Genomic DNA, 18,250 nt, shown 5'->3' with positions numbered 1-18,250 from the left:
CAGTCGCGACGCTCCGATCATGCATGCGGGTCCTGCACATCCCCCGTCTCTTGCCGGCGCGCCGGGTTCCGCCGCCTGTTCCGAGTAGCAGGGCCGCAATCGCGGCTATGCTGGCCGCCACATCCACCATGCCGGTCTGCCATGTCCCTGTTCGCCATCGTCGCCGGTCTGTGTGTCGCTCTGCTGCACGTCTACATCATGGTGTTGGAGATGGTGCTGTGGACGCGGCCGCTGGGCCTGAAGACCTTTCGTAATACCCTCGAGAAGGCGCAGGCCACGCGCGTGCTGGCAGCCAACCAGGGGCTGTACAACGGCTTCCTGGCTGCGGGACTGTTCTGGGGTGCGTTGCAGGCCCGGGCCGATGTGCTTGGCTTCTTTCTGGGCTGTGTCGTTGTGGCAGGCTGCTACGGAGCCTACAGCGTCAACCGTCGCATCTTCGTCGTGCAGGCGTTGCCCGCGTTGATTGCCCTGGCCTTGCTGTGGTTGCCGCGCTGAGGCGGCGTCCCAGCCTTCTGTAGGAGCGTACCTGGCCGCGACGGGGCGTCACCGGTAATGCCTCATCGCGGCCAGGTCCGCTCCTACCTTGGCAGCACGCTGAGGCTGCAGGCGCGGTGAACTGGCCGAAGACCACGGCGACAGGCAGGCAGCCGCGAGATGGTCGGTTTCCACACCAGCCGGTCTCCACACACGACGACGGCGGGCCGAAGCCCGCCGTCGTCTGCTGTCACCTTGCCCCGCGCCTTACGCTGCTTCGCGCGGTTGCTGGGCCTGCGGCTTGTCGTAGTAGCTGGCCGCTCGCAACTCGTGCGGCTCGAAGTCGTCCACGGTAATGGTGTCCATCATCATCTCGCGCAACTCTTCCAGCTGCCTGCGCTCGTCGCCGGTGATCACGCCTTCGGCCACCGCCTCGTCCAGCTGTGCGGTGAAACCCAGCGCTTCGATGCCCTTGGTCTTGAGCGCCTTGAGGAACTTGCGCTCCACCGGCTCGGCCAGCACGGCCTTGGCCAGATAGCTGGCGATACGCCCGCCCGGATTGTTGGCACAGGGGGTCAGGAACACGCCCTGGGCCAGGCGGTCGCGCGCTTCGTTCGGCGTCATCAGGATCGATGCCACGCGGTGCCCCAGGCGGTCGCCCGGCGCTTCGGCACGACGGCCCAGCGGGAAGATCAGCAGCCACATCAACCAGCCCACCGGCCGGATCGGGAAGTTGCGCAGCGCCGCCGACAGCGCGGTTTCGATCTTGTGCACGCTGTCATGGAACGCCCATGCCAGCAGCGGCTGATCGGTCGCCGGCGCGCCTTCGTCGTGATAGCGCTTCAGCATCGCGCTGGTCAGGTAGATGTGGCTCAGCACATCACCCAGCCGGCCGGACAGCGACTCCTTGAACTTGAGCTTGCCGCCGAGCATCAGCATCGACACGTCGGCCATCAACGCCAGGTTGGCGGAATAACGATCCAGCTTGCGGAAGAAGCGACGCGTGTACGCATCGCCCGGCGCTGCACCGATGCGTGCGCCGGTCAGCCCGAACCAGAACGAACGCACCGCGTTGGAGATACCGAAGCGGATATGCCCGAACAGGCTCTGGTCGAACTCTTCCAGGCCACGGCGCGTATCCGGATCCTGCGCCGCCTGCATTTCCTTCATCACCCACGGATGGCACAGGATCGCGCCCTGGCCGAAGATCAGCAGGCTGCGGGTCATGATGTTGGCGCCTTCCACGGTCACGCCGATCGGCGCCGCCTGCCAGGCACGGCCGGCGAAGTTGCGCGGCCCCAGGATGATGCCCTTGCCGCCGATCACATCCATCATGTCGCTGACCACTTCGCGGCCCATGGTGGTGCAGTGGTACTTGGCGATCGCCGACGGCACCGACGGCACATCGCCACGGTCCACCGCCGCGGCGGTGGCCTGCGACAACGCACTGATCGCATACGCCTTGCCACCGATCCGTGCGAGCGCTTCTTCCACGCCTTCGAAGCGGCCGATCGACAGACCGAACTGCTTGCGAATGCGCGCATACGCACCGGTGACCACCGCGGCGTACTTGCCGCCACCGCTGGCCGTGGAGGGCAGGGTGATCGAGCGGCCCACTGCCAGGCACTCGTTGAGCATGTTCCAGCCCTTGCCGACCATTTCCACGCCGCCAATCAACTGGCTCAGCGGGATGAACACTTCCTCGCCATGGATCGGGCCGTTCTGGAACGGCGAATTGAGCGGGAAATGGCGACGGCCGATTTCCACGCCGGGAGTCTCGCGCGGCAGCAGCGCCAGGGTGATGCCGATGTCCTTCTTGTCGCCGATCAGGCCATCCGGATCGTAGGCGCGGAACGCCAGGCCGATCAGCGAGGCGACCGGCGCCAGGGTGATGTAGCGCTTGTCGAAGGTGAGCTTGACGCCGAGCACGTTGGCGCCGTTCCACTCGCCCTTGCAGACGATGCCGTAGTCGGGGATCGAGGTCGCATCGGAGCCGGCGAACGGGCCGGTCAGGCCGAAGCACGGCACCTCGGCACCCACCGCCAGACGCGGCAGGTAATAGTCCTTCTGTTCCGGCGTGCCGTAATGCAGCAGCAGCTCACCCGGCCCGAGCGAGTTGGGCACGCCGACGGTGGAGCTGACCACGCTGGAGATCGAGGACAGCTTCTGGATCACCTTGTGATGCGCCAGCGCACTGAAGCCCAGGCCGCCGTACTGCTTGGGAATGATCATGCCGAAGAACTTGTTCTTCTTGATGTACTCCCACAGCTCCGGCGGCAGGTCGGCGTGGACATGGGTGATCTCCCAGTCGTTGACCATCTTGCACAGCTCTTCGACCGGGCCGTCCAGAAATGCCTGCTCTTCGGCGGTCAATTGCGGCTTGGGGTAGTTGAGCAGCTTCTGCCAATCCGGGTCGCCGGTGAACAGCTCGCCTTCAAAGCCCACCGAGCCGGTTTCCAGTGCGATGCGTTCGGTCTGCGACAACGGCGGCAGTACCTTGCGGAAGAAACCCATCAGCGGCGTGGTCAGCAGCGGCTTGCGCAGGAACGGCAACAGCACCGGCGCGGAGACCAGCACCACCAGCACGGCAGCGACGATGGTCGCGGTGAGATTGGCCCCCAGCAACCAGCATGCCACCAGCACACAGGCGCTCAGCGCAACCCAGGTGGCAAGGCGCATGCGGTGATAGGCAGCGATGCCCGCCGCCAGGATGACGAAGAGAAACGGTGCAACGATGCTCATGGTCTTGCTCCAGTGACATGCTCGGTAATGTTGGACGCTGCGATGGTGCCAACCGGGGGCAGTGCGTCCAGATAATGCAACACGGTTGCGGTAAACGTGGTGTTGTCGTCGCCGGCCAGCATGTGCGTGGCATCGGGCAAATGCACGTGCTGCGCATGCGGCGCGATCGACAGGAATTCGCTGATGGTGTCCGGCGTGACCAGATCGCTGCGCCCGCCGCTAATCAGCAAGAGCGGGCAACGCACCTGCGCGGCGGCGTCCAGCAAGGTCTGCTGCTGTGCGTGCGGGTCCTGACCTGCCAGCTCATCGACCAGCCGCGGATCCCAATGCCAGTGCCACCTGTTGTCCGCCCGCTGCCTCAGCAAGGCCTGCAGCTGCTCGGCCGTCTTGCGCGGGCGTTGCGGCAGATACGCGGCAATTGCGTCGGCAGCGGCATCCAGCGATGCGAAACCCTCCGGATGCGCGGTCATGAAACGCAGGATGCGCTCCACGCCTGCGGTATCCCAGCGCGGCGTGATGTCGACCAGGACGATCGCGCGAAACAGGCCGGGCCAGCGCGCCTCCGCAAGCAGGCCGAACAAGCCGCCCATTGATGCGGCGACCAGCACCGGCGGCGCGGCCTGCTCGCCCGCCAGCACAATCAAGTCGTCGGTGAATTGCGTTGCCGAGTAGGGCAGGCCAACGTCGTTGAAGCCGGAGTCGCCATGACCGCGCGCGTCGTAGGCCAGCGCCCGGTAGCCGGCATCGGCCAGTCGAGCCGCAGTGCTTTCCCAGGCGTGCCGGGTCTGTCCAAACCCATGTGCCAGCAACACCGTCGCTGCGTTGCCCGCGCCTCGCTCCGACACCGCAAGCGAGGTGTCGCCAGCAGTGATGCGAATGCTGGACGCACTGTGGGCAAGGCTAGAAGGAGAGGAAACCATACCTTATGGTATGGATCTGCCCAGGCTACTGTCAATACTGCCTGGTATGGACGGTTAAGCCATTGAATCGTGGCAGTTGTGTGTCCGTTGTGTGATGCATACTGCAACTGGCGCAAGCGTATGGTTAAATCGCGTCAATGAATGACATCCCCGACCCGAGCCTCACCACGCCCCGCGCCACGTCCGGTCGCGGCAACCGCCTCAGTGCGGACGATTGGGCGCAGGCCGCACTGGACCTGATCGCCGAACAAGGCGTGGGCGCCGTCGCAGTGGAGCCGCTGGCACGCCGTCTCGGCGTGACCAAGGGCAGCTTCTATTGGCACTTCCCCTCCCGCGATGCCTTGCTGCAGGCGGCGCTCGAACGCTGGGAGATCTTCGAACAGAAGGAGGTGTTCGGCAGCCTGGAAGACGTGCCGGACCCCAGCGCACGCTTGCGCGCGCTGTTCCAGCTGGTCGCGCACGAAGTCAAACCGCATGTCATCTACAGCGAACTGCTCAAGGCACTCGACCACCCGGCCGTGCGTCCGGTCATCGACCGCGTCTCGCAGCGCCGTCTCGACTACCTGATCGCCTCGTTCCGCCAAGCCGGCCTGAGCCGCACCGACGCCCAACACCGTGCGCGCCTGGCCTACGCCGCCTACGTCGGTTTCCTGCAACTCTCGCTGCAGTTGCAGCAGCCCAAGCAAGCCCGCGAAGACTTCGAAGCCTACGTCGAGCATGTGATCCAGACATTGATTCCGGGCTAGGTTTCAGGCGTACGGCATACGTCGATGTCTGATCGTTGAGCAAAGAAAAACCGCGACTCTTTCGAGCCGCGGTTTTGGTTACGCATTACATAAGCAGCCGATTATCAGAACTTCTGGGTGTAACGCATGTAGTAGAAGCGACCCGGGATTTCGTACTGCGAGTCAAAGCTGTTGGCAAATGCCGTTGCCGACTGCGGCGGATCACGATCAAAGGCATTGTTCACACCCACAGTGACGCGGGCATTCCAGGGTGCTTTCCAGTAGGCGCTGATGTCTGTATAGGTGACACTCGGCACGTGGTTACGCGGAGCAGCTCCCGCACTGGTAACGCGATCGGCATCAGAGCAGAGCAGGCCGATATTGGTCGGGTTGGCCAAGTTGGCACCAGTACAGTTTTCGACCTGCGAGCTGTAATAACGCATTGCAACCGAGCTGCCGACGTCGCCCAATTCCCAATTGGCCATCAGGTTAGAACGCAAGCGCCAATTGTTGTCTCTCGCCGAGCCACCGCGATACAAACCCACACGCTCTTCGGGGTCTTGCAAAGGCTTGTCAACGGTGAACTTGGTCAAATAGGTTGAGTCCCAAACAAAGCTGAAGCTTCCCCACGCGGTTTCCGGCAAGCGATAGCCGAACGTGAAGTCAAAACCTTCGGCTTCGATGCTGGCAATGTTGCGAGGAACGGCAAGCATGTTCGAGATTTCACCGGTGCTTTCGCGGGTGATCAACGCACAGGTCGACTGGATGCCAGCGACATAGCAGCTGTCCAGCAATTCCTGGGCAGTCTGGGTATCGATCGCATTTTCAATCTTGACGGTCCACCAGTCGACTGCGATGTCCAGACCCGTCACGAAGCCTGGGCTGTAAACGAAGCCGAGCGTTTTGGATGTGGAGGTCTCAGGTCCGAGGGCCTCGCTGCCGCCTACGGTGGTGCGGATCTGCGAATTTGCCTGAGCATAAGGCGTTACACCTGCGCAGGAGCCCGGAATTGCACCGTTGACGCTACCATCGGTGTACGAGCCGGCGCACGGATCGCGAACGTCTTCAAAGGTGTCACTCACGCCCGAGAACAGTTCGCTGATGGACGGCGCCCGGAAACCTTCTGACCAGTTACCACGGATCATCAAGTCAGTGATGGGCTTCCAGCGAAAACCAAACTTGCTGTTGGTCGTGTCGCCGAAGTTGCTGTACTTGGAGTAACGCGTAGCCAGACTGAAATCGAGCAGCTGGGCGCCCGGCAAATCTGCCAACAGCGGCACTGCCAACTCGAGATAAGCTTCGTCCAAGTCGTACCCGCCACTGGTTGCGGTACGGGCATTGCCGGTTGTGTCACCGGAGTTGATCAACGCATCCGGATCGTCAAAACCGGATTCTTCCCGATGTTCAACGCCCAGCGAGAAGGCGAACGCACCTCCCTGCATATCGAACAGCTCGCCACCGATGCTGCCGTAGTAGCTCTTCTGCTCATAGCCGTAGACGTCATGTGCCTTGAAGCCAGCATAGTCAATCATCTCAGGCGTCATCGAACCGGCGCCGCCCAGCAGATTCAGCGGGACGCAGCCATCAATCGTCGAGGCAGCCGTACCGCAACGGGCCACACCGGTTGCATCGACAAAGGACGGACCCAGCGCACTCCGCAGAGCAGAAATGTTGAAGAAGCCAGTCGTGATGTCGGTCTGGTCGTTCTTGCCGTAAAACATGCCCGCTTCCCAATTGAAGAAGCGGCTGCCAACTTCGAAGTCACCTTCGAAAGCGCCGTTGAAGCCGTACGTTTTGACGTTCTGCGAGTAGATGCGGCCACCGGTCTCGTTTGCACGATACTGGATGTAGTCGATGTCACGGCCGAAGTTGTTATAGATGTTGTCGGCATCGATGACGATGTTGGCACCGTTGGTACCTGGGGCAGCGCGACCGAGCACGATCGGCATTGCCGCCAGAACCTGGGACGACTCGCGTTCGTTGTAGGTAACTGTCGTCTTGAAGCGCACGTTATCGGTGATGCTCAAACCTGCATCAGCAAAAACGGACTTACGCTCCTGAGGAGTTACCAGGTAGTTGGTCGGAGCGAAGTTGTAGCTGTCCGCTGCCGTATACGGCCGGGTAGTGGTACCACCGTTACCAGTCACAAAGTAGCCAGGCGCGCCATTCAGCCGCGTCGCACCATTGCTGGTGGCACCGGTGGGGCCAAACACTGCAAAGCGACCGCTTGGAGTGGTTGAGCTGTTACCGGTACCAGGAACAGCACCAAACACTGGAACGGCAGAGATTTCGCGGTCACCCGCCCAAACGGGCTCTTCCTTTACATAGCCCACGCCCAAGGTCGCGTGCCAGCGATCGCCAGCCGAGCCAATTGTAAAATCATAGGACTCGCGGCTGCCGTCGCCTTTATCGTACTGACCGTAGTAGGCGTTTGCTTCCGCGCCGTCGAAGTTCTGACGCAGAATGATATTGACCACACCGGCGATAGCATCAGAGCCGTAGATCGTGGAAGCGCCATCCTTCAGGACTTCGATGCGCTCGACGGCAGCAGTCGGAATCGTGTTGAGGTCGACCGCGCCGCCCAATCCGGTGCCGCCGACCCAGCGACGACCGTTGACCAGCACCAGGGTGCGGTTGGAGCCGAGGTTACGCAGGTTGACGCGGGTCTCACCGTTACCACCATTGTTGACGTTGGTGTTGAGTGCTGAGCCATTGGTGCTGATGTTCTGAATCACATCGCCGATCGAGGTCAAACCCTGCGATTCGATCTGCTGACGGCTCATGCTGAAGACCGGCTGCGATGTTTCCACGTCGGCGCGCTTGATGCGCGAACCGGTCACCTCGATCTTGTCGAGGTTGGTGGTGCCGCCGGCTTCCTGGGCGATGGCGGTACCGGTACCGCCGACGCCCACGACAAGCGCGAGGACGACTGCATCGCGCAGCTTGTTGGACTTGCAATTCATTAGCTCTCTCTCCAAGTGATCTTGGGTACTGCCAAGGGTTGTTTGCCTGTCGGGGGGTCCGAAGAAGCGGATCCAAAACGTCAGGGTGAACCGATGGTATATGCGTTATGCGAGAAATTAAAGTCCCGTTAACGAAAAAGAAGAAAGGCGTGAAAGGCCGCGTGGGGCACATGGCCAGAACGAAAAACGCCACCGGCTGCGGGCCGATGGCGTCACGTTAAATCATTTAAAATCAATGACTTAGAGGTCTTGCTCGTACCGGACGTACGGAATCGTACCGTCGCTGTTGCTTTCGTTGCTCGGCGCAAACGGGTTCTTGCCACGGGAAATCACGTTCTCGGCGCCGACCGTCAACTGGCCGCTCCAGGGAGTACGCCAGGTCAGGCCCAGGCCCAGACCTTCCCACTTTTCCGGCTGGCCGGGAACATCGACGACGCGGCCGATGACGTTGGCGCTGAAGGCGCCGTAGCCGCCACCGACGCTCAGGGTCTTGCTGTCCCACTGGTCGGCGATCGCCGGCGAAACGTCGGCCAGCGGCACCAGGCGCGCGCGCGCATAGGTCCCGCCGATCGAGACGAAGCCTTCGCGGCCAATGTTCTTCTGCCCGAATACGGTCAGGTCGTTCTGTTCGACGCGGGTCAGCGGTGCCTTGCCGGCGCCGATCAACCAGGCCGGCAGGGTGTCGCGGCCAGTGCCGGCGGTGACGCCGGCGCGGGCGCCAGCGCGGTTGAAGCCCAGCGTGGCCGAGACGCGGCGCGATGCTGCGGCGCTGTCTTCCTCGTCGTCGCCGATGCCTGCAAGCAGACAGTGGCTGGCGAGTCCGTTGATGTTGGTGCCGCGGCTGCTGTTGCAGATCAGGCCCAGCGAATCGCCGGAGGTCAGGCCGAAGGCCGCGTCCAGCGAGTTGCGACCGAAGTGCCAGCGTGCGCCAGCCTTCTGCTCGCCAGTGGGCTCCAGGTACAGAAAGGCTTCGACCTTTCCGCTCCCCTTGTTCCACACCGGCAGGATGGTGCTCTCGCGCAACTGCTGGGATGCTGACTGCGCGTGCGCACCCGTGGCTGCCGCGAGGGCAACCAGCAAAGCGAGCGGAAGGCGAAGAAGGTGTCGCATACCAGAGTTCAGACCCAGGGGCAGTTGTTAAGTTCCCGAGAGCGGGCAATCAGAATGCTAGGGCGTTTATGATTATTTAACAAGTAGCCGCGTTCCCCGGAATGCAGCACCAACGCTATCTATTGCAACCTTTCCGGCGCGTCCAATGACGGCTGCGCCCCGCTGAAAAGTACGTCCAGCGCGGTCAACGGAAAGTGATACTCACGCCCGCAGAACTCGCAGCGGACCTCGACCTCGCCGGTCGCCTCGGCAGCGGCACGCGCCTCGTCTTCGCCCAGCGATTGCAGCATCGAAGCGACCCGCTCGCGCGAACAGGAGCAGCCGAAGCTGAGCGGCTTGCTACCCAGCAACTGGGTGTCTTCCTCGTGGAACAACCGGTGCAGCAGGTCCTCGCTGGCGACCGAGAGCAGTTCCGGTGCGCCCAGGGTGTCGAACAGGGCGCCGATGCGGGTCCAGCCATCGTTGTCGCCTTCGTCGCCAGGCAACTTTTGCAGCAACAGGCCGGCGGCCTGGTCCGGGCCCGCGGCCAGCAGCAGCCGGGTCGGCAGCTGCTCGGACTGATGGAAATAGGTTTCGAAGGCTTCGGCCAGGTCCGGCGCCTGCATGCCGACCAGGCTCTGGTAGCGCTGTGGTTCACGCGGGTCCAGGCCGGGGTTCTCGATGGTGATCGCCAGCAGCGCGGCCTCGCCCAGTTCGCGCAGGTCGGCGGGCGCATCGGCACCGTCGGCCAGCTGCACGATGCCGCGCAAGGTGCCGGCTGCGGTGCATTCGGCGAACAGGGTGCGCAGGGTCTGGTTGCCGCGCAGTTGCACCGACAGGCGCCCGTCGACCTTGGTGTGTCCGGTGAACAAGGCTGAGGCCACCGCTGCTTCGCCGAGCAACTGGCGGGCGGCGGGCGGGTAGTCGGCCGCCCCCTGGATGTCGTGCCAGGCCTGGGTCAGGCGCACATGGACGCCGCGCACGCCAGCGGCAGGCAGCAGGAAACGGGAAAGCTGATCGTGATCGGTCATGGGGACATCGGACGTAAGGGACGCCGGTTGCCGGATAATGCAACGAGCATCGGAATGAAAGGTCGTAGCGAACAATGGGGACGGATGCATTGGATGGCAAGCAGGTGGCGCCACCGCGGCGCGCGGGGCGTTGGCTGCGCTGGCTGTTGGCGGCCCCGCTGCTGTTCGCTGCCGCGAGCGTGCTGCAGGTGCTGGTGCTGCGGGTGATCGATCCGCCGGTCAGCAGCATGATGGTGGGGCGCTATCTGGAAGCCTGGGGCGAGGGCGACTGGCGTTTTTCGCTGCACCAGCAATGGCGCGACTACGACAGGATCGCCGCCAGCCTGCCGATTTCGGTGGTGGCTGCGGAGGATCAGCAGTTTCCGCTGCATCACGGCTTCGACCTGCAGGCGATCGAAAAGGCGCGCGACCACAATGCGCGCGGCGGACGCGTGCGCGGGGCCAGCACGATCAGCCAGCAGGTCGCCAAGAACGTGTTCCTGTGGCAGGGCCGCAGTTGGCTGCGCAAGGGCCTGGAGGCCTGGTACACGGTGCTGATCGAGTTGTTGTGGCCGAAGCAGCGCATTCTGGAGATGTATCTCAACGTTGCCGAGTTCGGCGACGCGGTGTACGGCGCGCAGGCCGCTGCCCGGCAGTTCTGGGGCAAGGATGCGGCGGGGCTGTCGCCGGGCGAATCGGCGCGTCTGGCAGCGGTACTGCCTTCGCCACGCCGCTATGACGCACGTCGTCCCGGCGCCTATGTGCAACGGCGGGCGGCATGGATCCAGCGGCAGGCGCGCCAGCTGGGCGGCCCCGCGTATCTGCAGGCGCCATGAGCATGCAGACGTCCGGCCCCGCCCAGCTGCCGTTGGCAGCAGACCACCTGACGGTGGTGATTGCGGCCTATAACGAGGAGACCAGCATTCCGCAGCTGCACCCGCGCCTGTGCGCAGTGCTGGCCGGCTTGCATGGCGTGCAGACGCATGTGCTGTATGTCGATGATGGCAGCAGCGACGGCACCTGGAGCGTGCTGCAGGCACTTGCCGATGCCGACCCGCAGGTGAGCGCAGTGCGGCTGTCGCGTAATTTCGGCAAGGAAGTAGCCATTTCTGCCGGCCTGGACCATGTGTTGCCCGGTGCGGTGGTGCTGCTCGATGCCGATGGACAGGACCCGCCGGAGCTGATTCCCGAATTCGTCGCGCTGTGGCGCGCCGGTTACGACAACATCTTCGGCACGCGGATTTTTCGCGAGGGCGAGAGCTGGTTGAAGCGCAGCGCGGCGCATGCGTTCTATCGGGTGATCCGGCAGTTGTCGCGCACGCCGATTCCCGCCGATACCGGGGATTTCAGACTGCTGTCGCCGCGGGTGGTGGAGGCCTTGCAGCAGCTGCGCGAGCGCCACCGTTTCATGAAGGGGCTGTTTGGCTGGGTCGGGTTTCGCCAGGTGGCGCTGCCGTATCGGCGTGCGCCGCGGCTGTCGGGGCGCAGCAAGTTCACGGTGTGGCGGCTGTGGAACTTCGCGCTGGATGGCATCACCAGTTTTTCCACCGTGCCACTGCGCGCGGCGACCTATCTGGGCTTGCTTACCGCGCTGGTGGCATTCCTGTTCGGTGGCTGGGTGGTGATCAAGGCGGCGCTGATGGGCGACCCGGTGGCCGGCTGGCCGACCATGATGTCGGTGATCCTGTTCCTTGGCGGCATCCAGCTGATTGCCCTGGGCCTGATCGGCGAATACCTGGGCCGGTTATATGACGAGGCCAAGCAGCGTCCGCTGTACCTGGTCGATACCCACCGCGGCGTGGTGGGAGTAGTCTGCGACCACCAGACCAAGCGCGGAGCGGGCCATGCAGACCGTACGACAGCTATTGGGGACCAAGCAGGTTGAGGTGTTCGCCGTGGCGGCAGACGCTGCAGTGATCGAGGCGATCCGGATGATGGCCGAGAAAGGCATCGGCGCGGTATTGGTGATGGACGGACCACGGCTGGTCGGCATCGTGTCCGAGCGCGATTACGCGCGCAAGGTGGTGCTGCGCGACCGCGCTTCATCGACCACCAGTGTTGCCGAGATCATGAGCACCCAGGTGGTGACGGTGTCGCCGTCAGACACGGTGGAGCGCTGCATGCAGTTGATGACCGACGGACGCTTTCGGCATCTGCCGGTGGTCGACAACGGCCGCGTGCAGGGCGTGATTTCCATCGGCGATCTGGTCAAGGCGGTGATCGAGCGCCAGCAGCACGATATCGATCAATTGCAGCGTTACATCGCCAGCTAGAGCCGTGTCGGCTGGGTTCCCTGCGTCTTGCCTTGAACGGCGCTTCTGCCCGGGCTGGCTTGATGAGTGTGGCGGGCAGAGAGATGAGTGTCAGGGGGTTTGATCTGCAGCCTATTGCAGGGCCCTTGCCCGCCCACCATCGCAGGACACGCCGCAAGTACGTCCATGTAGGCTCTTACGCGGCATCCATGCCGCGTAAGGTCCCGCGACGGTGGGCGGGCAAGGACCTGTCGGGATATTCGGTGTGCATGGTCCAAGCAATGCACGATGCATTCGTTCGATAGCGATGCGGATCAACGTCCGATCCCCTTCGTGCTACCAGAAGCTTTTTCACGTGGCCTTCGACCGACTTTTTGGTGCGGTGTCCTCGTCGATTGCAGGATCGTATAGCGGCAGGGATGCCGCCACCGAGCTTCCAGGGACGAATTCACAGCGCGTCCTGCGAGCGGTGAGGTGCCGCGCACGACTCACCGAGCGTTTGCCTGAGCATCCTGACTGCAAGAACCGATGCCGCTGTTCGCCATCGCTGCATGTGTCTGTTGAGAAGTGCACTCGTCAAAGAAACTGCATACGCTCAACACGTTGCCACCATCGCTGCAGCGTCTGGCTGGTTTGCTGGTCGCCCAGGGTCTTGCAGCGAGCTTATTTCGCGAACTTGCCACCGCAGTCGCTGTCCTTGCCCGGACCCGGTTCGAAGGTCGCGAGCAAGGCGGCGGGCGGGGCGATCATGCCCAGGCCGACTGCAAGTGCGCCACGCAAGCCCAACGCCTTGAAGTCGGGACGGAAGGTCGGGTCCTTGAAGCTGCCGCCGATCCGCAACGGCGAGCGCAGACTCAGGATGCTGCGGTCTTTCGGGCGCGGGCGCAGCAGCAGGTCCAGCGTCTCGTCCTTCAAGCTGATGCTGCCTTCGCCGACGATGATGGTGTCGGTGCTATCGAAGGCCAGCGCACGCGATTGCATCAGGCCGTCCTGCACCCCGAAGTCGCCGAAGATGCAGCGCACCGGAATCTGACGGTCCTTGGTGACCAGATATTTCAGCGACTCGGCGATATCCAGCCCGGCCAGTTCCATGATCAGGTTGCCGACATGCCCACGGCCCATGCCGACGCCGATCGTGCCGTCGGCGGTACCGAGCATCGCGCCGATCGAGTTGCCGCGGCCACGCAGATCGAACTCGCCGCCGATGGCACCCGAGGCTTGCTTGGCGAGGGCGGTATCGGGGAAGAGTTGATCCAGCCGGATGCCGCGAAGACCTGCCTTGAGGTGCGTGGTGATCACCTCGCTGCGCGCATCCATGCGGATGGTGGAGCGGATGTCGCCGCCGGCAACGCCGAAGTTGAGCGGATCCAGCTGTAGCAGGCCGTCCTTCAGCGTCAGCGAGGCATCCATGTCGTCCAGCGGCCACGACGGCGCATTGATGCGCTGCGCGCGCCAGCGCACCTGCGCATCCATCGCACGCAGCTTGGACAGGTCATAAGGTGTGCTGGGCAGCACGCGGGCGCTGGCTGCGAGTTGTGCGGCCTGCTTTTTCTGTTCGGCGTTTGCCGACTCGTTCGCGCCGGTCTTCGGCGGTGCGCCGACAAAGCCTGCCAGGTCGTCGAAATCCAGGCGTTTGGACGCCAGATCCGCACGCAGGAACGGACGCTTGTTGCGCAGGTCCACTTCCGCGGTACCTGACAGATCGCTATCGCCGGCGGTGCCGGTGAACTTTTCGTAGCGCCAGAGCTGGCCGTTGCGGCGCAGATGACCATCGAGCTTGTACGGCGGCGTCGACGGCATGGCCACGCCGGTCAGCGGATACAGATCCTGCATGTCCTGGCCGCTGAGTGCCATTTGCAGATCGAAGACCTGGAACTGGAACGGGTTGGTCAAGGTGCCGCGCACGTGCGTGCGGGTGGCGCCGGCGCTGCCGCGCAGATCGATACGGAACGGATGCTCGCTCTGACTCAGCTCCAGCGGCGAGGCGGTGTTGCCCTTGAGCGTGAAGGGATAGCCCTTCCAGCGGCCCTTGCCATCGATGCCGATGGGCGCCGCACGCTGGTCGCTGCTCGGAGGGGCGAGGCTGTTGATTGCCACGTCCACATCCGAGCGATTGGCTGCATCGATGTATTGCAGGCGCCCGTTGTTCACCAGCAGGCGGCCAAGGCGCGGCATCGTCCCATCGCCATCGTCCTGATCAAAGACCCAGTTGCCGGGATGGGTGTCGTCGCCTGCTTCCAGCAGGACGGTCGGGTGATCCAGACGGATTTCCGGCAGACGCAGCTTGCCGCGCAGCAGCGGCCACAACTCGACATCGATCTCGGCCGAGTTGAGCTCGGCCATCGGCCCGCGCTTTGACCATGCCGCATTGGCCAGGCTAAGCCGATTGCCGCGCACCGTGGTCGTGCGTCCCAGCTTTACATCCAGATAGCCGAGGTGGAATTCGCGACCGGTCTTGGCACTGACCAGGCGCTCGACCGGGCCACGCAGCCAGTTCCACTGGAACAGCAGCACGAAGACCACCACGATGGCGGCGACGATGGCGAACCCGGCCAGCCAGCGTCGACGACGTGGCGTGGGGGAAGGAGATGCAGCTGAGGTGTCGGTCACGTTGTTCACGCGGGCCATGGTTGGCGATGGCTCGTGCACGGCGCGCGAACGCGCCGCAGATCGTGCCTCACATGACCTGCGCAATCACCGCAACGAAGTGGCAAGCGCTGCCGGCCAGCACGAATAGATGCCAGATCGCATGGAAATAGCGCTGGGTGTCGCGCTGGTAGAAATACGTGCCCAGCGTATAGAAGAGTCCGCCGGCCAGCAGCCAGCACAGAGACCAGGTATCGACCGAGCGCAGTAAGGGCTGGATTGCCACGACGATCAGCCAGCCCATCGCCAGATACAGCACCGTCGACAACAGGCGGAAACGACCGGTGAAGAACAGTTTGAAGATCACCCCGGCGGCGGCAATCGTCCAGATCGCGGCAAACAATCCCCAGCCCCAGGAGTCGCGCAGATTGATCAGCGTGAACGGGGTATAGGTCCCGGCGATCAACAGATAGATCGCGCAGTGATCGAGCACCTGCAGGCGCGCCTTGGCGCCCGGATGCGGAATGGCATGAAACAGCGTGGAGGCGACGTACAGCAGTACCAGGGTGGCGCTGAAGACGATGGAGGTGGCCAGTTGCCAGCCATCGCCATAGATGGCGGCCAGCGTGATCAGCACCGAACCGCCAGCCAATGCAGCAATGGCACCCAGACCGTGGGTCACGGCGCTGGCTATCTCGTCGCGCAGGTCGGTCGAGGGGGAGGCGTCTGCGTTCATGCCAAAAAGGTACCGCAATTGCGAGCAATTCGCATCGCCGGCAGGTGCGGTTGCGCGCCTTGGTTCAAGCCGCGGTCAATCGATCGCCCTGGCATGCGCATGCTCGCGCGTGGCAGAGAAACGTACGTCCGGCGCGCGTTCCTGCGCCAGCTGCAGGTTCACCCGCGTCGGGGCGAGATAGACCAGCTGGCCGGCGGCGTCGATACCCAGATTGCCGGCATTTTTCTCGCGGAACTCTTCCAGCTTCCTGGCGTTGTCGCAATGCACCCAGCGCGCGGTGGTGACGCTCACCGGTTCGAAGATCGCATCCACGCCGTATTCGTCCTTGAGCCGGTAGGCCACCACGTCGAACTGCAGCACACCCACCGCGCCCAGGATCAGGTCGTTGCTCATCAACGGGCGGAAGAACTGCGTGGCGCCTTCTTCGGACAGCTGCGCCAGGCCCTTTTGCAACTGCTTGAGCTTGAGCGGGTCGCGCAGGCGTGCACGCCGGAACAGTTCCGGTGCGAAGTTGGGAATGCCGGTGAACGACAGCGATTCGCCTTCGGTGAACGTGTCGCCAATGGAGATGGTGCCGTGGTTGTGGATGCCGATGACATCGCCCGGCCAGGCTTCGGCGGCGATCTCGCGGTCGGAGGCCATGAAGGTCAGCGCGTTGGCCAGCTTGACGTCCTTGCCGCTGCGCACGTGCAATGCCTTCATGCCGGCGGTGAACTTGCCCGAGCACACGCGCATGAAGGCCACGCGGTCGCGATGCTGCGGGTCCATGTTGGCCTGGATCTTGAAGACGAAGCCGCTGAGCTTGGCCTCGGTCGCCTCGACCCGGCGGCCGGTGGTGTCGCGCGCCTGCGGCGGCGGTGCGTGCTCGACGAAGAAATCCAGCAGTGGTTGCACGCCGAAGTTGTTGACGCCCGAGCCGAAGAACACCGGCGTCTGCTGGCCGGCGCGGTACGCCTGCAGGTCGAACGGATTGCTGGCGCCTTGCACCAGTTCCAGTTCGTCGCGCAGTTCGGCCAGCATCTGTGCGCCGATCTTTTCGGCCAGGCCCGGGGCATCCAGCGACGGGAAGATGGTCGAATCCTGGCGGGTGAAGTTGCGGCCCTGTTCGTACAGGTGCACCTCGCCGGTGATCAGGTGCACCACGCCCTTCAGGCGCTGGCCCATGCCGATCGGCCAGGTGACCGGGGCGCACTGGATGCCGAGCACGGTTTCGACTTCATCCAGCAGGTCGATCGGGTTCTTGCCCTCGCGATCGAGCTTGTTGATGAAGGTCATGATAGGGGTGTCGCGCAGGCGGCAGACTTCCATCAGCTTGATGGTGCGTTCTTCCACACCCTTGGCGACGTCGATGACCATCAGCGCCGAGTCCACGGCGGTCAGCACCCGGTAGGTGTCCTCGCCGAAGTCGGCGTGGCCGGGGGTGTCGAGCAGATTGACGATCTTGCCCTCGTACGGGAACTGCATCACCGAGGAGGTGACCGAGATGCCGCGCTCCTTTTCCAGCGCCATCCAGTCCGAGGTGGCGTGACGGGCGGCCTTGCGACCCTTGACCGAGCCGGCCATCTGGATCGCACCCCCGAACAGCAGCAGCTTTTCGGTCAGCGTGGTCTTGCCCGCATCGGGGTGGGAAATGATGGCGAAGGTGCGGCGGCGCGCGGCTTCGTTGGAGACGTCGGACATGGGCTGAGCGCGCCCGGTCGGACGCCTGCGGAAACTGAGGAAGCCGGTGATTATAGCGGCTTCGCCGCGGCGGGCCTCTGTGGCCCTGGCCTGGGCCTTCCCGGTCGATAGCCCGGCGCTCGCCGGGCGGCCGTCACTCACGGTGCCGGCGAGGGGAACTGCAACTCGCCCTGGGGGCCCAGCATCCGGAACGGCAACGCGATCAGGCGCAGGTCCGCATTGCGCTGGAGCGCGAAATGCAGGTGCGGGGCGGTGCTGTAGCCGGTATTGCCAGAGGCGCCCAGGCGCTCGCCGGTGCGCACCACCTGGCCCGGGCGCACCGCCACGCCATCGGGCGCCAGATGGGCATAGATGGCCATGCTGCCGTCGGCATGCAGCACCCGCACCAGGTTGCCGCCGCCGGCGGCCTGGTCCTGCGGGCCGCCTTCGATGACATCCTGCCGCACCTCCATCACCACGCCCTCGCGCGCTGCCAGCACCGGCGTGCCCTGCGGCAATGCAAAGTCCACCGCATACCAGTTGGGCGCATCGGCATGGCTGAAGGCCCCGCCGAAGCCCTGGTCCACGCGTATCGGCGCATCGCGGAACGGGAGCCGGTAGCGCACCTGCTGCTGCGCGCGGGCCTGCGGATCGCCGGGCACCAGATCGAGCGTGAGTCCCAGGCCGGCCAGGCTGCGCTGGTTGCTGGCCGGATACAGCCGGGCGAGCAGTCGGCGCTCGTGTGCCGCCAGTTGCACCGTCAGCGGCAATGCCGGCACGGCGCGATAGTCCTCGCTGGGCGGTGCGCTCAGCTGCACCTGTGCGGGTCCGGCCAGCGGGTTGCTGACCCAGGCCAGGTAAGCCGGAGCCTGCCACTCCAGTTGCAGTGACGGGCCGATGTCGGCCGATGCAGCCGCAGTCTGCGCAGCTGCGACCGCTGGCGAGCTCGCAGGCGTGTTCGCGGCACCGGGCCAATGCCAGCGCTGCTGCGCGTTGGCCGGCGCGAGACACGCCAGGGCCGCAATGATGAAAGACCGGGCGAGGGCGGTCGGGGTGCTGCGAGACACGTGGTGGGGCACGTGATCGGCTCAACT

General features: G+C 64.1%; 14 protein-coding genes. 5 read left to right on the top strand and 9 right to left on the bottom strand.

Annotated features, from left to right (window positions below):
• Nucleotides 1–141 precede the first annotated feature (141 nt).
• Nucleotides 142–495, top strand: a complete 354-nt coding sequence (locus tag EO170_RS16030) for a DUF1304 domain-containing protein (protein WP_104582991.1) — start codon at nt 142–144, stop codon at nt 493–495.
• Between the two features lie 246 nt (nt 496–741).
• On the opposite strand, the gene EO170_RS16025 is transcribed toward EO170_RS16030, so the two are convergent.
• Together EO170_RS16025 and EO170_RS16020 are read right to left on the bottom strand one after the other, a co-directional pair.
• On the bottom strand, nt 742–3,216 hold the full coding sequence (locus EO170_RS16025) for an acyl-CoA dehydrogenase (protein WP_126946429.1): 2,475 nt from the start codon (nt 3,214–3,216) through the stop codon (nt 742–744).
• Nucleotides 3,213–4,136, bottom strand: coding sequence for an alpha/beta hydrolase (locus EO170_RS16020; protein WP_164741070.1), 924 nt, complete (start codon nt 4,134–4,136; stop codon nt 3,213–3,215). Before EO170_RS16020 ends, EO170_RS16025 begins: the two co-directional genes overlap by 4 nt.
• 137 nt (nt 4,137–4,273) lie before the next feature.
• Here EO170_RS16020 and EO170_RS16015 point away from each other — a divergent pair, with 137 nt between their 5' ends.
• The gene (locus EO170_RS16015; RefSeq protein WP_104582993.1) at nt 4,274–4,882 is read left to right on the top strand and encodes a TetR/AcrR family transcriptional regulator; all 609 of its coding nucleotides are present in this window, start codon (nt 4,274–4,276) and stop codon (nt 4,880–4,882) included.
• A 104-nt stretch (nt 4,883–4,986) separates the two neighbouring features.
• Here EO170_RS16015 and EO170_RS16010 read toward each other — a convergent pair whose 3' ends face one another.
• The 3 genes from EO170_RS16010 to EO170_RS16000 all read right to left on the bottom strand — a co-directional run bounded on the left by EO170_RS16010 (nt 4,987) and on the right by EO170_RS16000 (nt 9,944).
• The gene (locus EO170_RS16010) at nt 4,987–7,824 is read right to left on the bottom strand and encodes a TonB-dependent receptor (protein WP_104648198.1); all 2,838 of its coding nucleotides are present in this window, start codon (nt 7,822–7,824) and stop codon (nt 4,987–4,989) included.
• Between the two features lie 240 nt (nt 7,825–8,064).
• Nucleotides 8,065–8,901: a hypothetical protein gene (locus EO170_RS16005; protein ID WP_180497030.1), complete on the bottom strand. Its 837-nt coding sequence runs from the start codon at nt 8,899–8,901 to the stop codon at nt 8,065–8,067.
• 152 nt (nt 8,902–9,053) lie between these two features.
• Nucleotides 9,054–9,944 (bottom strand): Hsp33 family molecular chaperone HslO, encoded by an 891-nt coding sequence (locus EO170_RS16000; protein WP_115677693.1) that lies wholly within the window; start codon nt 9,942–9,944, stop codon nt 9,054–9,056.
• A 74-nt stretch (nt 9,945–10,018) separates the two neighbouring features.
• On the opposite strand from EO170_RS16000, the gene mtgA reads away from it, so the two are divergent.
• Genes mtgA through EO170_RS15985 form a run of 3 tightly spaced genes read left to right on the top strand, consistent with a single transcriptional unit; the run spans nt 10,019 to nt 12,196 of the window.
• Nucleotides 10,019–10,759, top strand: coding sequence for a monofunctional biosynthetic peptidoglycan transglycosylase (gene mtgA, locus EO170_RS15995; RefSeq protein WP_126946426.1), 741 nt, complete (start codon nt 10,019–10,021; stop codon nt 10,757–10,759).
• Nucleotides 10,760–10,761: 2 nt separating this feature from the next.
• Complete coding sequence (locus EO170_RS15990; RefSeq protein ID WP_126946539.1) at nt 10,762–11,808, top strand: glycosyltransferase family 2 protein; 1,047 nt, start codon at nt 10,762–10,764, stop codon at nt 11,806–11,808.
• Nucleotides 11,768–12,196 carry a CBS domain-containing protein gene (locus tag EO170_RS15985; RefSeq protein WP_115049420.1) on the top strand — a complete coding sequence of 143 codons (429 nt, stop codon included), beginning with the start codon at nt 11,768–11,770 and terminating at the stop codon, nt 12,194–12,196. The genes EO170_RS15990 and EO170_RS15985 overlap by 41 nt, the downstream gene beginning before the upstream one ends.
• Before the next feature lie 642 nt (nt 12,197–12,838).
• Here the strand turns inward: EO170_RS15985 and EO170_RS15975 are convergent.
• From EO170_RS15975 to EO170_RS15960, 4 genes are all read right to left on the bottom strand, one after another.
• The gene (locus EO170_RS15975) at nt 12,839–14,794 is read right to left on the bottom strand and encodes an AsmA family protein (RefSeq protein ID WP_126946536.1); all 1,956 of its coding nucleotides are present in this window, start codon (nt 14,792–14,794) and stop codon (nt 12,839–12,841) included.
• A 58-nt stretch (nt 14,795–14,852) separates the two neighbouring features.
• Entirely contained in the window at nt 14,853–15,497 is a 645-nt protein-coding gene (locus EO170_RS15970; RefSeq protein WP_115677689.1) for a hemolysin III family protein, read from the bottom strand.
• A gap of 75 nt (nt 15,498–15,572) precedes the next feature.
• Nucleotides 15,573–17,177 (bottom strand): peptide chain release factor 3, encoded by a 1,605-nt coding sequence (locus EO170_RS15965; protein ID WP_104583001.1) that lies wholly within the window; start codon nt 17,175–17,177, stop codon nt 15,573–15,575.
• Nucleotides 17,178–17,314: 137 nt separating this feature from the next.
• Nucleotides 17,315–18,235 carry a M23 family metallopeptidase gene (locus EO170_RS15960; RefSeq protein WP_126946420.1) on the bottom strand — a complete coding sequence of 307 codons (921 nt, stop codon included), beginning with the start codon at nt 18,233–18,235 and terminating at the stop codon, nt 17,315–17,317.
• Between the last annotated feature and the right edge of the window lie 15 nt (nt 18,236–18,250).

Origin of the sequence: Xanthomonas sp. BRIP62409 (genome assembly GCF_003992965.1) — a bacterium.
Lineage (GTDB): Bacteria > Pseudomonadota > Gammaproteobacteria > Xanthomonadales > Xanthomonadaceae > Xanthomonas > Xanthomonas euroxanthea.
This window is presented reverse-complemented; position numbering and strand designations above follow the sequence as displayed.